At 67.7% G+C, this 16,281-nt stretch carries 17 protein-coding genes, 1 pseudogene and 1 riboswitch; of the genes and pseudogenes, 12 read left to right on the top strand and 6 right to left on the bottom strand.

Features of this window, described 5'->3' with window-relative positions:
• Positions 1-369: 369 nt before the first annotated feature.
• The 3 genes from RJ05_RS24185 (at position 370) to RJ05_RS24175 (ending at position 2,351) form a co-directional block, all read left to right on the top strand.
• Entirely contained in the window at positions 370-852 is a 483-nt protein-coding gene (locus RJ05_RS24185; protein ID WP_036540966.1) for a DUF456 domain-containing protein, read from the top strand.
• 167 nt (positions 853-1,019) lie between these two features.
• Positions 1,020-1,343: a hypothetical protein gene (locus RJ05_RS24180; RefSeq protein ID WP_036540965.1), complete on the top strand. Its 324-nt coding sequence runs from the start codon at positions 1,020-1,022 to the stop codon at positions 1,341-1,343.
• 282 nt (positions 1,344-1,625) lie between these two features.
• Entirely contained in the window at positions 1,626-2,351 is a 726-nt protein-coding gene (locus RJ05_RS24175; protein ID WP_169332974.1) for a C40 family peptidase, read from the top strand.
• 6 nt (positions 2,352-2,357) lie between these two features.
• On the opposite strand, the gene RJ05_RS24170 is transcribed toward RJ05_RS24175, so the two are convergent.
• On the bottom strand, positions 2,358-3,227 hold the full coding sequence (locus tag RJ05_RS24170) for an amidohydrolase family protein (protein WP_036540961.1): 870 nt from the start codon (positions 3,225-3,227) through the stop codon (positions 2,358-2,360).
• Between the two features lie 54 nt (positions 3,228-3,281).
• Entirely contained in the window at positions 3,282-4,673 is a 1,392-nt protein-coding gene (locus RJ05_RS24165; RefSeq protein WP_036540959.1) for an FAD-dependent oxidoreductase, read from the bottom strand.
• 164 nt (positions 4,674-4,837) lie between these two features.
• On the opposite strand from RJ05_RS24165, the gene RJ05_RS24160 reads away from it, so the two are divergent.
• The 6 genes from RJ05_RS24160 to RJ05_RS24135 all read left to right on the top strand — a co-directional run bounded on the left by RJ05_RS24160 (position 4,838) and on the right by RJ05_RS24135 (position 9,703).
• Positions 4,838-5,308 carry an Rv0361 family membrane protein gene (locus RJ05_RS24160; protein ID WP_036540957.1) on the top strand — a complete coding sequence of 157 codons (471 nt, stop codon included), beginning with the start codon at positions 4,838-4,840 and terminating at the stop codon, positions 5,306-5,308.
• Positions 5,309-5,373: 65 nt separating this feature from the next.
• Positions 5,374-5,488, top strand: a riboswitch (SAM riboswitch).
• Positions 5,489-5,507: 19 nt separating this feature from the next.
• A complete protein-coding gene (locus RJ05_RS24155) occupies positions 5,508-5,924 on the top strand; it encodes a rhodanese-like domain-containing protein (protein WP_014353393.1) in 417 nt (138 codons plus the stop codon).
• Complete coding sequence (locus RJ05_RS24150) at positions 5,921-7,135, top strand: O-succinylhomoserine sulfhydrylase (RefSeq protein WP_036540955.1); 1,215 nt, start codon at positions 5,921-5,923, stop codon at positions 7,133-7,135. The genes RJ05_RS24155 and RJ05_RS24150 overlap by 4 nt, the downstream gene beginning before the upstream one ends.
• A 108-nt stretch (positions 7,136-7,243) precedes the next feature.
• Positions 7,244-7,885 (top strand): DJ-1/PfpI family protein, encoded by a 642-nt coding sequence (locus tag RJ05_RS24145; protein WP_036540953.1) that lies wholly within the window; start codon positions 7,244-7,246, stop codon positions 7,883-7,885.
• Positions 7,882-8,358 carry a MarR family winged helix-turn-helix transcriptional regulator gene (locus RJ05_RS24140; protein ID WP_051016863.1) on the top strand — a complete coding sequence of 159 codons (477 nt, stop codon included), beginning with the start codon at positions 7,882-7,884 and terminating at the stop codon, positions 8,356-8,358. The genes RJ05_RS24145 and RJ05_RS24140 overlap by 4 nt, the downstream gene beginning before the upstream one ends.
• 196 nt (positions 8,359-8,554) lie before the next feature.
• Positions 8,555-9,703, top strand: coding sequence for a serine hydrolase domain-containing protein (locus RJ05_RS24135; RefSeq protein ID WP_036540951.1), 1,149 nt, complete (start codon positions 8,555-8,557; stop codon positions 9,701-9,703).
• Between the two features lie 186 nt (positions 9,704-9,889).
• On the opposite strand, the gene RJ05_RS24130 is transcribed toward RJ05_RS24135, so the two are convergent.
• Both RJ05_RS24130 and RJ05_RS24125 read right to left on the bottom strand, forming a co-directional pair.
• Positions 9,890-10,675, bottom strand: coding sequence for an acyl-CoA thioesterase domain-containing protein (locus RJ05_RS24130; protein WP_036540948.1), 786 nt, complete (start codon positions 10,673-10,675; stop codon positions 9,890-9,892).
• A gap of 74 nt (positions 10,676-10,749) precedes the next feature.
• On the bottom strand, positions 10,750-11,508 hold the full coding sequence (locus RJ05_RS24125; RefSeq protein ID WP_051016862.1) for an HAD-IIA family hydrolase: 759 nt from the start codon (positions 11,506-11,508) through the stop codon (positions 10,750-10,752).
• Positions 11,509-11,854: 346 nt separating this feature from the next.
• Between RJ05_RS24125 and fgd the strand changes: the two genes are divergently transcribed.
• Positions 11,855-12,865, top strand: a complete 1,011-nt coding sequence (gene fgd / locus RJ05_RS24120; protein WP_036540970.1) for a glucose-6-phosphate dehydrogenase (coenzyme-F420) — start codon at positions 11,855-11,857, stop codon at positions 12,863-12,865.
• A gap of 76 nt (positions 12,866-12,941) precedes the next feature.
• Here fgd and RJ05_RS24115 read toward each other — a convergent pair whose 3' ends face one another.
• Together RJ05_RS24115 and RJ05_RS31115 are read right to left on the bottom strand one after the other, a co-directional pair.
• Positions 12,942-13,385 carry a type II toxin-antitoxin system VapC family toxin gene (locus tag RJ05_RS24115; RefSeq protein WP_051016859.1) on the bottom strand — a complete coding sequence of 148 codons (444 nt, stop codon included), beginning with the start codon at positions 13,383-13,385 and terminating at the stop codon, positions 12,942-12,944.
• A complete protein-coding gene (locus tag RJ05_RS31115) occupies positions 13,382-13,555 on the bottom strand; it encodes a hypothetical protein (RefSeq protein WP_156090853.1) in 174 nt (57 codons plus the stop codon). The genes RJ05_RS24115 and RJ05_RS31115 overlap by 4 nt, the downstream gene beginning before the upstream one ends.
• A gap of 108 nt (positions 13,556-13,663) precedes the next feature.
• On the opposite strand from RJ05_RS31115, the gene pta reads away from it, so the two are divergent.
• Positions 13,664-15,736 carry a phosphate acetyltransferase gene (gene pta, locus RJ05_RS24110; RefSeq protein ID WP_036540944.1) on the top strand — a complete coding sequence of 691 codons (2,073 nt, stop codon included), beginning with the start codon at positions 13,664-13,666 and terminating at the stop codon, positions 15,734-15,736.
• A 103-nt stretch (positions 15,737-15,839) separates the two neighbouring features.
• Positions 15,840-16,281: pseudogene (locus tag RJ05_RS24105) on the top strand (acetate kinase); the annotation flags it as partial.

The raw sequence follows: 16,281 nt of genomic DNA, 5'->3' as shown, positions 1-16,281 counted from the left end.
AGCGCGGCGTGCGGACCTGGGCCGATGCCGGCCAGTTCGATAACCCGGATGCCCGCGAGCGGGCCCTGCGTGGTGGATGGAGTGCTCACGCCCTACCTCGGTTCGTCGTCGAATCCTGCGCACCGGTGGCCGGTGCTCGTCACCGGGAGCCGCCCCGGAGACTGTATTGACAGTACGACAATAGCCCGGACCACTGTGACCCGTACCTCCATGCTGCACGACCTGGCCCGATAGGACAGAATTCGGGCATAAGGGTCGCCCGGTGGGCGGGAGTGTCCGCCGGCTGGGCATCCCCTTCACGCGGCGCGAGCATCAGGGTCTGCGGAGGCCGGTCGGAGGCCGCCGCGCCGACAACGGAGGGATTATTCAGTGAGCGCGTGGGGTGAGGTCGTCGTCGGCCTGGTGATCGTGGTCGGCCTACTCGGCATCGTCATCCCGATCCTGCCCGGCGTCATCCTGATCTTCGCCGCCATCGCCGTCTGGGCCTTCCTCACCGGCGGCGCCACCGCCTGGACCGTCTTCGCCATAAGCGCTGTCCTGCTGGTGATCTCGGGCGTCATCAAATACACCTGGCCCGGCCGGAAACTGAAAGAAGCGGGCGTCCCCAACCGCTCCCTCTACCTCGGCGCAATCCTCGGCATCATCGGTTTCTTCGTCATCCCTGTCGTCGGCCTGTTCGTGGGATTCATTGCCGGCGTGTATGTTTCCGAACTCCAGCGCGTCCGCGGTCAACGCCTGGCCTGGCAGTCCACCTGGCACGCGGTGAAGGGCGTCGGCCTGTCGATCCTGGTGGAACTGCTCGGGGCGCTGCTGGCAGCCGGCGTCTGGCTCGCTGCCGCGATCGTCGTCTGAGCCGAATCTGCCGATCACTCCTGTGCAGCTTCGCTGCCGAATTCATTGGCCTGTAGTCACTGCGGCTGGGTGCAAGGGATCGGAAAGAGTTCGGCAAGCAGGGCGGAGTTTGCTCCTGGACATCCGGTGCTGCCACAAGGCGGTGCGATGTCTCGGGAGGAACCGCCGTGTTCGATTGGTATGTCTGGATGCTCGTCTTCAGCGGCACGCTCATGCTGGTGATGGCTGCTGTGAAGGGTGGGCAGAGTGAGACCTCGCGGTGGCTCAATGGGGCGTTCGGGGCCGGGTTTCTCGCCTATGCGGGGTATTTGGCGTTCGTGTTCGAGGGCGGCAGCTATCTGATCTTCTTCCAGGCGTTCATCCTGCCGGTGCTGATGGTGGTGAACTTCGTTCGCTCCACGGACTGGAAGGCACTGACCACCCGGCCGACACCGACGCAGCAGGCGTGGCGGGCCTACCAGAAGGAGCAGGAGCGGCTGGCGAAGCTGTGAGCGGTCCGTGTGGTCTCGCCGACCGACGGCCGGAGCCCGGTCCGGTGCTTTGCACTTCTCAAAATAACTCGATGTAATTAGCTTGTGATAAACGTTCGTTATTGCTTCGTTATACACAGAACGCGTGTTCCGCTGTACTGCTCATGCCGATGACTGAAAGATCGACGCTCGGATCGACTGGACCGAACAGATCACCGTGACGTTTTTCGAATCAATTCGAAGGCCGTGGTGAACAACGCTCGTCCGCCATCGGCCTCGATGTGAGCATCGGAGGACCGCATCATGGCATCATCTGACGACGACGTTCGATATTCTCGCCGGTTGCGCCGGGTAGTGCTGTTGGCACTCGGCTCGGCGGCAGCGCTGGCGCTGCTACCGGCCACCGGCTCGGCGACGGCGCAGCCGCTGGCAGTTCCAGGAATCGGCACACTCGACACTCCGCTGGGCACCGTGCCGGACAGCTTCATGGCTCCGAAAATCGAGAACATTCCGGCAAACGAAATTCCCCAGGCGAAAATAGGTGAGATCCCGGCTATCGTCCCCGCGCGGACCGAGCCCGCGCCGGTGAATGTCGAGACGATCGACCTCACGATCCCGCCGCTACCGTTCGCCCTTCCGCAGCTCCCGGGCTTCCAACCACCGGCACCGGCCTCGATACCCGAGCCGACCCGCGGCGAGGCCGCGATCTCCGCCGCCCGCAGTAAGCTCGGCGCGAGCTACGTACCCGGCGCGACCGGCCCCAACGCCTTCGACTGCTCCGGCCTGGTGCAGTGGTCCTACCGCCACGCGGGCGTGGACCTACCGCGCACCAGCCATCAGCAGCTCGCCGCCGGAACTCCGGTCTCGCGCAACGATCTTCGTCCCGGCGACCTGGTGTCGTTCTACGGCGGCGGCCACTCCGCGCTGTACTCCGGCGGCGGCAAGGTCATTCACGCCGCTACGTCTGGCGAGGGTGTTGTCGAATCCGATATGGCGACAATGCCATTCGCGGGCGCACGCCGGTACTGACCCGACTCACTCCACAATCGGCAGCGGAACCGTATCCGTCGCTTCGGTTCTCGGCAGCTGCGCGCGCGGGATCGGCATGGTCGGCGCGGGCGGGGCGTGCAGCGGTAGCGTCGGATCCGGGTCGGCGAGTTCCCGCTGGACCGGTGGCAGCCGGTAGAAGGCGCGGGCGTTGTCTTCGAGGACCTTGTGCATGTCGGTGCCGACCACGTCGCAGATCAGGTCGACATCGGAATCCTCGAAGGGCCGCCCGGCGCGGGTGCCGGGGAGATCGGTGCCGAACATCAGGGCTTCCGGGTTCATCGCGTGAATGCGGCGCAGGGCGGTGGCGACATCCATGTCGACGCGGCCGAACCCGGTGGCCTTCACCCTGGCGCCACGATCGACCAGGTCCAGCAGGAACGGCAGCCCCTCCTCGGACATGCCCATATGGTCGACCGACAGCGCGGGCAGCTTCAGCACCACCGGTTGCAGCGAGGCCAGCATCTGGCCGTCGATGTAGACCTCGACGTGCCAGCCGGCCAGCTCGTAGGCGCGCACGGCCTGCAACGTCATCGCGGCGATGTCGGCGGCGGCGCGCTTGAGGTTGAACCGCAGCGCCCGCACCCCGACCTTGTCCAGCTCGACGATCTCCTCGTCACCCGCATCCAGCGGCAGCCGGGTGACGCCGACCCAGCCCTCACCGAGCTCGGCCAGCGCCGCCCGCAGATAGCTCTGATCGCTGCCCTGGAAAGACGCGCTGACCACGGCACCACCGGTGACGTCGAAGCGCGACATGCGCTTTCGATAATCCTCGATGGTGTAGGGCTCCGGCAGGTAGCCCTCATTTTCGATCAGCGGGAACCGCGGATCGATGATGTGGACATGGGCATCGAACACGTGTACAGCATGCCTCAGCGTCGGATTTCGCGCTTCCCCGATCCCGGGGAGCGGTCAGACTTTATGCGGCTCGCTGGCGCGCAGCATGTCCTCACGCTCGACGACCTTGACCCGCTCACGGCCTTCGGGCTCGCCGAGGGCGCGCTCGTGGGCGTCGAGGCGGTACCAGCCGTCCCAGGTGGTGAACGGGATGCCCTTGCCTTCGAGGAACTCGATCACCGCTTCGGGCTCGGGGCGCTGGGCGGGGGTGAAGTCCTTGCTGTCGTCGAGCAGGCAGGCCACGGTCTCGTTGGCGTCGCCCTTGGTGTGGCCGATGAGGCCGACCGGGCCGCGCTTGATCCAGCCGGTGACGTAGGTGGCGGGCATGTAGCGGGCGGGGCCGTCGGCGTCCTCGTCGGCGAGCACGCGACCGGCCTCGTTGGGCACCACGCCGGCCTGATCGTCGAACGGCAGGTTGCTGATGTTCTGCGACAGGTAGCCGACGGCACGGTAGACCGCCTGCACATCCCAGGTCTTGTACTCGCCGGTGCCCTTGACGTTGCCGGTGCCGTCGAGCTGGGTGCGTTCGGTCTTGAGACCGATGACCTTGCCGTTCTCGTCGCCGATCACCTCGGCGGGCGATTCGAAGAAGTGCAGGTACAGCCGGTGCGGGCGGTTGCCCTGATCGCGGATGGCCCACTGTTCGAGGGTGTTGGCGACCATGTCGACCTGCTTGGAGTGGCGGCGCGCGGCCTCGGAGCCCTCGTCGTAGTCGATGTCCTCGGGATCGACGATGACCTCGATGGTCGGCGAATGATCCAGCTCGCGCAGCTCCAGCGGGGTGAACTTGGCCTGCGCCGGGCCGCGACGTCCGAAGACGTGCACCTCGACGGCCTTGTTCTCCTTGAGGCCCTTGTAGACGTTCGGCGGGATCTCCGTCGGCAGCAGCTCGTCGCCGGTCTTGGCCAGCACGCGCGCGATGTCGAGCGCGACGTTGCCGACGCCGAGGACGGCGACCTTCTCCGCGTCCAGCGGCCAGGTGCGCGGCACGTCGGGGTGGCCGTCGTACCAGGAGACGAAGTCGGCGGCGCCGTAGGAGCCGTCGAGGTCGATGCCGGGGATCGGCAGGGCGCGGTCGGCGTTGGCGCCGGTGGAGAAGATCACCGCGTCGTAGTAGACCCGCAGGTCGTCGAGGGTGATGTCGGAGCCGTAGTCGATATTGCCGAGCAGGCGCACCTGCGGCTTGTCGAGCACCTTGTGCAGGGCGGTGATGATGCCCTTGATGCGCGGATGGTCGGGCGCGACGCCGTAACGGATCAGGCCGAACGGCGCGGGCATGCGCTCATAGAGGTCGATGGACACATCCGCATCCGACTTCATCAACGCGTCGGCGGCGTAGATACCGGCCGGTCCGGCACCCACGATCGCGATGCGGAGCGGGCGTGCAGCTGCGGTCTGTTCGGTCATCGTTTACGCGCACCTTATTGGTCGAGACAGTTATGGGCGTCGGTGTTTAGCTTAGGCTAACTTGACGCACGGCTGGATTTCACCTGCACGGCACCGGCCGCGATCCCGCCGATTCTATCGGGGGCCTGTCGAGTGGCCTCGGGGGACCAAGGGATCATCAGCTCATGAGCGATCAGCAGCCAGATCCGGGCGCGGCCCGGCGCGAACCGGCCGACGAGCCCGAATCCGGCGATTCGACCCGGTCGATGGCGCCGTTCATCATCGCCGCGGTGATCGCGGCACTCGTGCTCGCCGTCATCGTCATCGCAGAGCTGGTCTCGCCGGTTGAGAAAAATGTCACAGAGGCCGACCGGGTGGCCGCCGCGGTGCGTGACTTCGGCGAGGTCAGTTCGCGCTACGGCCTGCTCCCGCCGGAGGAAGCGGTGTGCCCGGACTTCGACCCGAAGCGCTCGCCGATGGCGGGCAGGCTGGACGAAGGCGAGACCGGAAAAGCCGTAGAAATCACGAAACTCGAGGATCTGAAGGTCGAGGGCGACCGGGCGACGGCCACCGTCAGCAGCAAGGTCGACGGAGCCGAAGCGACCGGAACCTGGACCCTGAAACGGGTCGACAACACCTGGCTGGTCTGCCACTGAACCCCAGCGCAAGGCCCTGATCGGGGGTTTGACAGGGCAACCCCCGGCCAGGCAATCTCATTTCAGGTCATGAGTGCCAGCGTCAAGCCCCGGCTTGCTGGCCGGCAACCCTCCTCCGCGGTGGGGTGCTCCGGGTGACGACCTGGCGCGCATCGAAGCCAGATGCGGCAAGTGCGGATTCTCGAGGAAGGTGCCACACATGACTTATGCCGGCGACATCACCCCGAAACAGGCGTGGGAGATATTGCGCGACGATCCCCGAGCGGTCCTGGTGGACGTGCGGACCGAGGCCGAATGGAAGTTCGTCGGCATCCCCGATACCAGCGCCATCGACCGGCAGACCGTCCTGATCGAATGGGTCGACGGCACCGGCGCGCGCAACCCCGAGTTCGCGCAGCAGTTGCGCACCATCCTCGACGGCCGCGATCCGGATGCCCCCGTGGTGTTCCTGTGTCGCTCCGGCCAGCGTTCGGCGCATGCCGCCGCCCTGGCGACCAGTGCGGGCATCGAGCCGTCCTACAACGTCAGCGAGGGTTTCGAGGGCCCGCTCGACGAGTCCGGTCACCGCGGTGGCGCCGGCTGGCGTGCCGACGGCCTGCCCTGGCGGCAGTCGTGATCACCGGCGGCGCGTTCGACCGGCCGCTGCCGGAGGGAGTCGGTCCTGCCACCCTCGGCGTGCGTGGTGGCCTGCGGCGTTCTGGCTTCGAGGAGACCTCCGAAGCGCTGTATCTGACCTCGGGGTTCGTCTACGAGAGCGCTGAGGCGGCCGAGGCGGCCTTCACCGGTGACGTCGAGCATTTCGTCTACTCGCGCTACGGCAATCCGACCGTCGCCACCTTCGAGGAGCGGATGCGGCTGATCGACGGCGCCGAAGCGTGCTTCGCCACCGCCAGCGGCATGGCCGCGGTCTTCACCGCGCTCGGCGCACTGCTCGGTGCGGGTGACCGGCTGGTGGCCGCGCGCAGCCTGTTCGGTTCCTGTTTCGTGGTGTGCAACGAGATCCTGCCGCGCTGGGGCGTGGAGACGGTGTTCGTCGACGGCGAGGATCTCGACCAGTGGGAGCAGGCGCTGTCGGTGCCGACCACCGCGGTGTTCTTCGAGACGCCCGCCAACCCGATGCAGACCCTGGTGGACGTGCGCCGGGTCAGCGAGATGGCCCATGCCGCGGGCGCGAAAGTGGTGCTGGACAACGTCTTCGCGACGCCGTTGCTGCAACGTGGGTTCGAACTCGGCGCCGATGTGGTGGTGTATTCGGGCACCAAGCACATCGACGGGCAGGGCCGGGTGCTCGGCGGCGCGATCCTCGGTGCCGAGGACTACATCGGCGGTCCGGTCAAGAATCTGATGCGCCACACCGGCCCCGCATTGAGCCCGTTCAATGCGTGGACGCTGCTCAAGGGCCTGGAGACGATGCCGCTGCGGGTGAAGCATTCGACCGAATCCGCCCTGCGGATCGCGCGCTTCCTGGAGGGCAACGACGCCGTCGGCTGGGTGAAATACCCGTTCCTGGAATCGCATCCGCAATACGACCTGGCCGCGAGCCAGATGAGCGGCGGCGGCACCGTGGTCACCTTCGAGTTGAAGGCGCCCGAGCACGAGGCGAAGAAGCGTGCCTTCGAGGTGCTCAACCGGCTGCGCATCATCGACCTGTCCAACAACCTGGGCGATGCGAAGACCCTGATCACCCACCCGGCCACCACCACCCATCGGGCGATGGGCCCGGAGGGGCGCGCCACCATCGGGCTCACCGACGGCGTCGTGCGCATCTCGGTGGGGCTCGAGGACGTGGAGGATCTGCTCGGCGATCTGGAGTATGCGCTGAGCTGACGCGAGCTTCGCGAAACCTCGCTCTGCGAAAGAGGCCGGTGCCATGCGCCGGCCTTTTTCGTGCCCCAGGCATTGACAGCATCCTGTCAAACATGACAGCATACTGTCATGACCACGAAGACAGTGCACGTAGCCGTTTACGATCTGCTCGCCGACTGGGAAGTCGGTGCGGCGATCGCGCAGATCAACCACAACGTGGGTTTGCAGCGCGAACCCGGCAGCTTTCAGGTCCGCACTGTCGCGCCGCTGGGCGAGACCGTGACCACCATGGGCGGGATGCGCATCGTGCCCGACCTTGCCCTGGCCGAACTCGACGCCGAGGACAGTGCACTGCTGATCCTGCCGGGCTCAGAGCTGTGGGATCGTGGCGGACTCAGCGGATTCGCCTACGCGGCAAGGAAATTCCTGGACGCGGGCGTGCCCGTCGCCGCCATCTGTGGCGCCACCTTCGGCCTGGCCAAAGAAGGCCTGCTCGACGAGCGCAAACACACCAGCGGCGCCGCCGAATACCTCGCCGCAAGCGGGTATGCCGGGGCGGACAACTACATCGACGCGCCCGCGGTCACCGATGGTGGCCTGATCACCGCCGGTCCCGCCGCGCCGTGGGAATTCGCCCGCGAGATCTTCGCCGAGCTCGAGCTGTTCGAGCCGCAGGTCCTCGACGCCTGGTACCGGCTTTTCGCCAAGCGTGATGCGTCGGCGTACCCCGTGTTGGCCGAGTGGGAGGCGAAGGCGGCGGCGGCCTCGTGACCGTCGAGTCCGGCCGGCCGGTCGCCACGGATGCCGAACAGGACCTGTTCAGTACCGCCGCGATCACCACGTTCCGGTTGAACGGCCAATTCCTCGCCATCGCCGAGGAATTGGCCGCGCCGGCGGGGATGACGGCGGCGTGGTGGCAGGTGCTCGGCGCCGTGTTGCGCGGGCCGCTGTCGGTCGCCGGCATCGCCCGCGCCATGGGCATCACCCGCCAGAGCGTGCAACGCATCGCCGATCTGCTGGTCGACAAGGGGCTGGCTGAATACCGTCCGAACCCGGCGCATCGGCGGGCCAAGCTGGTGGCCGTCACCGAATCCGGGCGCGCGGCCATCGCCCTGATCCATCCGCAACATGCGGAGATGGCACAGCGGCTGGCCGACGAACTCGGCCCGGACTTCGCGCCGACCGTCGCGGCTCTGGTCCGCCTCAGTGCGGCGCTCGACGCCATCGGCTCGCCGCGCGGATGAGCGCTGCCGACGGGGCGACGTGAGGGACCGACGCGAAACCCATCCGACCTACCGCAGGCCCGGATAGGGGCGGTTGGGCCGGGGGTGCCCGGACTTCCGCTGCGTCCATGGCGGAGCCGCGGAGTTCGGTCGACGCGGTCGCAGGTAGGAGGGAGAAATGGCTCCCTCCGAAAGTGAAACATGTTCTAATTTTGCTATGGCGGTCGACGGACAGTGCGATCCAGCGTTTCGCGCGGTGCGCGAGGTGTTCGAGGCGAACCTTGCCGACGGCCGCGATTCGGGCGCCGCGGTGGCTGTCTTCGTCGGCGGTGAGCTGGTCGTCGACCTCTGGGGCGGGGTGGCCGATGCGAAGACCGGGCGGGCATGGGTCCGTGACACGCCGTGCGTGTCGTTCTCGTGCACGAAGGCCGTCACCGCCACGGCCGCGTTGATGATCGCCGAGCGGGAGGACATCGATCTCACCGAGCCGGTGGCGCGCTGGTGGCCGGAATACGCGCGCTGCGGTAAGGAGCACACCACCACCGAAGATCTGCTGACCCACCGTGCCGGGCTACCCGCCTTCACGCAACCGCTCACCCCTGCCGACGCCGCGGATGCCGAGGCGATGGCCGCTCGACTGGCCGCGCAGGAGCCGGTGTGGGTGCCGGGGACACGGCACGGCTATCACGCGTTGACCTTCGGCTGGCTGGTCGGTGAACTGGTGCGACGGCACACGGGCGACACTGTCGGCGCATTCGCCAGGGCGCATATCGGCAGCGAATTGTGGATAGGTGCGCCTGCGGAGGTAGCTGCTCGCGCCGCCCGCGTGGGCTTCCCGCCGGAATCACAGATGCGCTGGGCACCCGAGGAACTCGCGATCGACAACGAGGCGCTGCGGAACCTGGCCGCCGCCTACCGCGACCCCGATTCCCTGCTCATGCGGGCCTCGACGAATCCGTCCGGCTCCTACAACGATCCCGCCGTACTGGGCGGCGGCTGGCCAGGAGCCGGTATGGTCACCACCCCGCGCGCCCTCGCCACCTTCTACCGCGACCTCCTGCGTGGCGATCTGCTCGCACCGGCCACGCTGCGCGAGGCGATCCGCGAACGGGTGCGCGGAGCCGATGAGGTGTTGTTGCTCGACAGCGCTTTCGGTCTCGGCTTCATGCGGCCCTCGCCCAGCTTCCGGCTCCCAGCGGCTGCCCGTGCGAGCGCCTTCGGCCACCCGGGTGCGGGCGGTTCGATCGGCCTCGGCGACCCGGACCACGATGTCGCGTTCGCCTTCATCCCGAATCTGCGCCGGGACGGGCTCGCCGGCGACCGCCGCGCTTATGACCTCGTCGAGGCGGTGTACGCGGCGCTGTAGAGGAACAACCGGGTGCACCGGTGCTGCCCGGTACGCCGGGCAGCCCTGCAAGGCGTCGACGGCCAGGTGGTACGGCAGCGGCCGACGCGGCCGGGCCGGCAGCGCCGAATCGGTGGCGACGAGGTCGTGCCGTCCGCCGTGGAGCAACGCGGAGGCCTCGCGGCAGTGGCGATCCAGCAGCCGACCTCAGCGTGGCGCGGTGAAATCGATCTGGCGGTGGGCGTTGGCGAGGGCGGTGACGACGCAGGTGCCGATCGGTCCGGTGCGGTCGTAGAGGGTGGCCGAGCCCACCGAAATGCCCGCCGAGGCAATGGTGTTGTCGGCGCGCAGGCCGAGTTCGTGACCGATCGGCAGGCGCGCGAGGGTGAGGGTCATATCGGCGTTGATGTAGCCCTGGCCGTCCGAACCCCAATGGCAGACGTGGTTGGTGGAGTCGCCGAGGATGGCCGCACGCTGGAACGGCGTGAGCTCCTCGCCCGCCACGAGCGGCGGCAGGCTGTGCCAGGAAACCTTGCGGTCGGCGTTCTGGTTGGCGGCGATGTCCTGCGACCACTCCCGGTCGCCGCTCTTGAACATGCCGCGCTCACCTTCGGGCGAGAGCCGCCGCTGTGGCACCGGCAGGTCGAGATCCTGGCTCCACACCTGGCCCGGCGGTTCGGAACCGGTGGCCAGGAACACCGCGGTACCACGGGCGCGGACCTCGTCGTTCTGGACGATGTGAGCGTCGGCCACGAGGATCCGCTTACCCTCGCGCACCACCTCGCTGTGCACCGCGAGCGGCTCGTTCAGCACCGGCCGGAACAGGTCGGCCGTCATCCGGGCCGGGACGAACCCCGCCGGGCAATGCGTCTCGAGCTGACGGCCCAGCGCCCCGCACACCCCGGTGCCACCGATCTGGTTCGGCGACCACCGGCTGACCGCGAGCTTCTCCGGGACGAGCAGGTCCCCGTCGCTGCTGAAGAAACTGATCATCCCGTCGGCACCCTTCGCACGATCCTTCGCTCTGCGAAACGTAACACGTGCCAGTTTTACCCGGGCCTGCCCGCTCAGTCCGCGAACGGCGTCTCGGTGCGGCCGATGAGGTCGGCGACCGAATCCACCACGAGGGTGGGGCGGTAGGGGTACTGCTCGACGGAGGCACGTGTCGAGATGCCCGAGGTCACCAGCACGGTGCGCATGCCCGCCTCCATTCCGGAGATGACGTCGGTGTCCATGCGGTCACCGATCATGACGCTGGTCCGCGAATGCGCGCCGATGCGCCGCAGGGCCGAGCGCATCATCAGCGGGTTGGGTTTGCCGACGTAGTACGGTTCGCGGCCGGTGGCGCGGGTGATCAGGGCGGCGACCGAACCGGTCGCGGGCAGCACGCCGTCCCGGGAGGGGCCGGTGGCGTCGGGGTTGGTGGCGATGAACCGGGCGCCGCGCTCGACCAGCCGGATCGCGGTGGTGATCGCCTCGAACGAATAGGTGCGGGTCTCGCCGAGCACCACATAGTCCGGGTCGCTGTCGGTGAGCACGTAGCCGATCTCGTGCAGCGCCGTGGTGAGCCCGGATTCGCCGACGACATAGGCGGTGCCCTCGGGGCGTTGATCGTTGAGGAAGGTGGCGGTGGCCAGCGCGGAGGTCCAGATCGCCGACTCCGGGATATCGAGACCGCTGTGGCGCAGCCTGGCTTGGAGATCGCGGGGTGTGCGGATGGAGTTGTTGGTGAGGACCAGGAACGGGATCTCCTTGTCCCGCAGCTCGGCGAGGAATTCGTCGGCGCCGGGGATCAGATGATCCTCGTGCACGAGCACACCGTCCATATCGGTCAGGTAGGAAAGGATCCGATCGTCTGCGGAGGTCACCCGGCCAATTGTCCGCTATCGGGTGCGCCGCGGCGTGCATTGCGTGACACATCACGCCGGTGGGCGGCCGAGGCGTGGCGACCGGAGCCACGTGGCCGGTGTGGACCGGCGATGTGCGCGGCGGGGTTCAACGGTTGAGCCCCACTGGTTATGGTCGAGGGCGGGCCGTGCCGAGTGCGGCGCGCTCAGCGATATCGGGCGCGGCGCCGGGAACAATCCCCGGCGGCCCTCGGCTGTATCGGGCGATCGCGGAAGCGGTGCAATGGTGTGCGGTCATCCCGCACGAGCGACAGGAGTGGCGCAGGTGGCGGATCTCAAACTCGGGTACAAGGCATCGGCGGAACAGTTCGGACCTCGAGAGCTGGTGGAACTGGCGGTGCTGGCCGAGGAGCACGGCCTCGACAGCGCGACGGTCAGCGACCATTTCCAGCCGTGGCGGCACAAGGGCGGGCACGCGCCGTTCTCGCTGGCCTGGATGGCCGCGGCCGGTGAGCGCACCGAGCGCATCCTGCTCGGCACCTCCGTGCTCACCCCGACCTACCGCTACAACCCGGCGGTGATCGCGCAGGCGTTCGCCACCATGGGCTGCCTGTACCCGAACCGGGTGATGCTCGGCGTCGGCACCGGTGAGGCGCTCAATGAGATCGCCACCGGCTACACCGGCGAATGGCCGGAGTTCAAGGAGCGTTTCGCGCGGCTGCGCGAGTCGGTGGAGCTCATGCGCGCGCTGTGGACCGGTGAGCGCACCGATTTCGACGGCCAGTACTACCGCACGGTCGGCGCGTCGATCTATGACGTGCCCAAGGACGGTATCCCTGTCTACATCGCCGCCGGCGGGCCGCTGGTCGCCAGGTACGCCGGCCGCGCCGGTGACGGCTTCATCTGCACCTCCGGCAAGGGCATGGACCTCTACACCGAGAAGCTGATGCCGGCGGTCGCCGAGGGCGCGGCCAGGGCAGGCCGCGAGGTCGCCGATATCGACCGGATGATCGAGATCAAGATCTCCTACGACACCGATCCGGAACTGGCGCTGGAGAACACCCGGTTCTGGGCGCCGCTGTCGCTGACCGCCGAGCAGAAGCACTCCATCACCGACCCGATCGAGATGGAGGCCGCCGCCGACGCGCTGCCGATCGAGCAGATCGCCAAGCGCTGGATCGTCGCCAGCGACCCCGACGACGCCGTCGCCCAGATCAAGCCGTACCTGGACGCGGGCCTCAACCACCTGGTCTTCCACGCGCCGGGGCACGACCAGCGACGGTTCCTGGACCTGTTCCAGCGCGATCTGGCGCCGCGGTTGCGCGCGCTGGGCTGAGTTCGAGCTCTCGGTCAGCTGGGTCGTGCCAGTGCGCGCCCCACGGCCGGGCGGGCGCGTCGAATTACTCGGTCGGTTACCCGAACTCTTGAAGTACCCAGTTCAGCGGCTGTATGCGGCTGACCGGGCCGGCCATGCCCAGGAACTTGAAGTCGACGCTGGCGATGTCGGTTACCTTCAGTCGTTCCGCGGTGGCCAGGATGATCGCGTCAACGTATCCGAGTGGACCGGTGACCAACTGCCGCGCCAACTCCGTCGCCCGCTTTCGATCCTCGGGCGTCGGGTTGACGATCTCGGTATCGGCACCGGTCGCGGTGAACGCTTCCAGCAGCTGGATCTCCAGCGCAGGGCCGCTGCGCAGGTGATTGCGAAGAAAGTTGCAGGCTTCACCAAGAACGGGCTCGGGAACCAGCAGGGTTCCGGAACGGCGTTGCATGAAGCGCACGCACCGTGCGTGATGCGAATCGCTGCGGTCGTACAGCGCGATCAACACGCCGGTGTCGCACAGCAGTTCACTCACGCGGTCCGCCGAATGGCGTCGATCGCCTCCACGATTTCGCGATCGCGGCGGGACTCGGCCATGATCTCGCGGTATCGCGAGGAGAGGTCACGCTCGCCGGTGCTCACCAGCCCCACCCACGGAAAGCGCTCTCGGATCGCCTCGTAGTCGATCGGATGCGTCTCGTCCATGCCGAAAGAATACCCCGGTATGCGGGCATGGACGTCTCCGCGACGATCTGGCGGCGAACGCGTCCGGTCACCCGGTCCGATTGCCACCGGTTCACTAAGCTCTGCGATATGGCCGACCTAGCTCCGTCCACCGTGTACATCGCGTCACCGGAAGGCGACACCGGCAAGAGCACGGTGGCGCTCGGCGTCTTGCAGATGCTGTGCGCGACCACCGCGCGGGTCGGGGTGTTCCGGCCGATCACCCGCTCCACCGACGAGCCCGATTACATCCTGGAGCTGCTGCTCGAGCACAGCACCGCCGATATCGAATACGCGCAGGCCATCGGCGTCACCTACGAGCAGGTGCACACCGATCCGGACGCCGCGATCAGCGAGATCGTGATGCGGTTTCATGAGGTCGCCAAGGCCTGTGACGCGGTGGTCGTGGTCGGCAGCGATTACACCGATGTGGCCAGCCCGAGCGAGCTGCGCTACAACGCCAGGATCGCGGTGAACCTCGGGGCCCCGGTGCTGCTGGTGGTGCGCGGTTCCGAGCGCAGTCCCGACGAGGTGAAGCAGCTGGCCGAGCTGTGTTCGTCGGAGCTGTCGGCCGAGCACGCGCAGTTGGTCGCGATCATCGCCAATCGCTGCGCGCCCGATCAGCTCGACCAGGTGTGCGCGGCGCTGTCCGGTTTCGCGGTGCCGTCGTGGACGCTGCCGGAGGTGCCGCTGCTGATCGCGCCGACCATGGCAGAACTGTGCGCCGCCATCGACGGCGAAATGTACAGCGGCGACCCGGAGCTGCTACATCGCGAGGCCATGAAGATCATGGTCGGCGGGATGACGGCCGAGCACATTCTGGAGCGGCTGGAAGACGGCGAGGTCGTCATCGCGCCGGGTGACCGGTCCGACGTGCTGCTCAGCGTGGTGAACGCGCATGAGGCCGAAGGCTTTCCGTCGCTGTCGGGCATCATCATGAACGGCGGGCTGCTGCCGCATCCGGCCATCGCCCGGCTGATGACGGGCCTGAAGCCGAGGCTGCCGATCCTCACCACCAGCCTCGGCACCTACGACACCGCGGGCGCCGCGCACCGCACCCGCGGCCGCATGTCGGCCGACAATCCGCGCAAGGTCGATACCGCGCTGGCGCTGATGGAACAGCACGTCGACGCCGGTGAATTCCTGCGCAGGCTGGAGGTGCCGCGTTCGACGGTGGTGACCCCGCAGATGTTCGAATACCAGCTCATCGAGCGGGCCAGGGCCGACCGCAAACGCATCGTGCTGCCCGAAGGCGACGACGACCGGATCCTGCGTGCGGCGGGCCGGGTGCTCCAGCGCAAGATCGCCGATCTGATCATCCTCGGCGACGAGAACGCCATCAGGGCGCGCGCCGCGGAGTTGGGTGTCGACATCGCCGACGCGGAGGTGCTCGACCCACGCACTTCCGAACACCTCGAAGACTTCGCCCGCGAATACACCGAACTGCGCAAACACAAGGGCATGACGCTGGAGCGGGCGCGGGAAACGGTCACCGACATCTCCTATTTCGGCACCATGATGGTGCACAAGGGCATTGCCGACGGCATGGTGTCGGGTGCCGCGCACACGACCGCGCACACCATCCGGCCCTCGTTCGAGATCATCAAGACGGTGCCGGGTGTGTCCACGGTGTCGAGTGTGTTCCTGATGTGCCTGGCCGACCGGGTGCTCGCCTACGGCGACTGTGCCGTGGTACCTGATCCGAGCTCGGAGCAGCTGGCCGACATCGCGATCTCCTCGGCCGCGACCGCCGAGCGTTTCGGGATCGATCCGCGGGTGGCGATGCTGTCCTACTCCACCGGTGAATCCGGCAGCGGCGCCGATGTGGACAAGGTGCGGGTGGCCACCAAACTGGTCCGCGAGCGCGCGCCCCAGCTGTTGGTGGAGGGCCCGATCCAGTACGACGCCGCGATCGAGCCGACGGTGGCCGACGCCAAACTGCCCGATTCCGAAGTGGCCGGGCGGGCAACGGTGTTCATCTTCCCCGACCTCAATACCGGTAACAACACCTACAAGGCGGTGCAGCGCAGCGCGGGGGCGATCGCGATCGGTCCGGTGCTGCAAGGTCTGCGCAAGCCCGTCAACGATCTGTCTCGTGGCGCGCTGGTCGCCGATATCGTCAACACCGTCGCCATCACCGCGATCCAGGCGCAGGGCGAATGAGGCCGGTTGTCTCTCCGATCACAGGGATGGAACAGGTGGAGCGGGGGCCGGGTTACCGGTGGTGTGCCGGTGCGGTGCTCGCGTCGGCGGCGGAGGAGGCGTGATGGGTAACGAACGGGTGCTGGTCATCAACTCCGGCTCGTCATCGATCAAATATCAGCTGCTGGAACCGGATTCCGGGGTGGTCGCCGCGTCCGGGCTGGTGGAGCGCATCGGTGAGGACGACGGCCGGGTCGAACACACCGTGGACGGGCGGACGGTCGAGCGGCGCGGACCGATCGCCGACCACACCGCCGGGCTCAGGCTGGCGTTCCGGATGTTCGCCGAGTCCGGGCACGACCTGTCCGGCGAAGGGGTGGCCGCGGTCGGGCACCGGGTGGTGCACGGTGGCGAGGTGTTCTACCGGCCGACCCTGCTCGACGATCGCGCCATCGCCACCATCTCCGAACTGTCCGCGCTCGCACCGCTGCACAACCCGGCCAACGTCATGGGAATCGAAGCCGTGCGCGAACTGCTGCCCGACACCCCGCAGGTGGCGGTGTTCG

This window comes from Nocardia cyriacigeorgica NBRC 100375, assembly GCF_000308555.1.
Taxonomy (GTDB): Bacteria; Actinomycetota; Actinomycetes; order Mycobacteriales; family Mycobacteriaceae; genus Nocardia; species Nocardia cyriacigeorgica.
The sequence above is the reverse complement of the archived record's forward strand: the minus strand, read 5'-3'. Positions and strand labels throughout refer to the sequence as shown.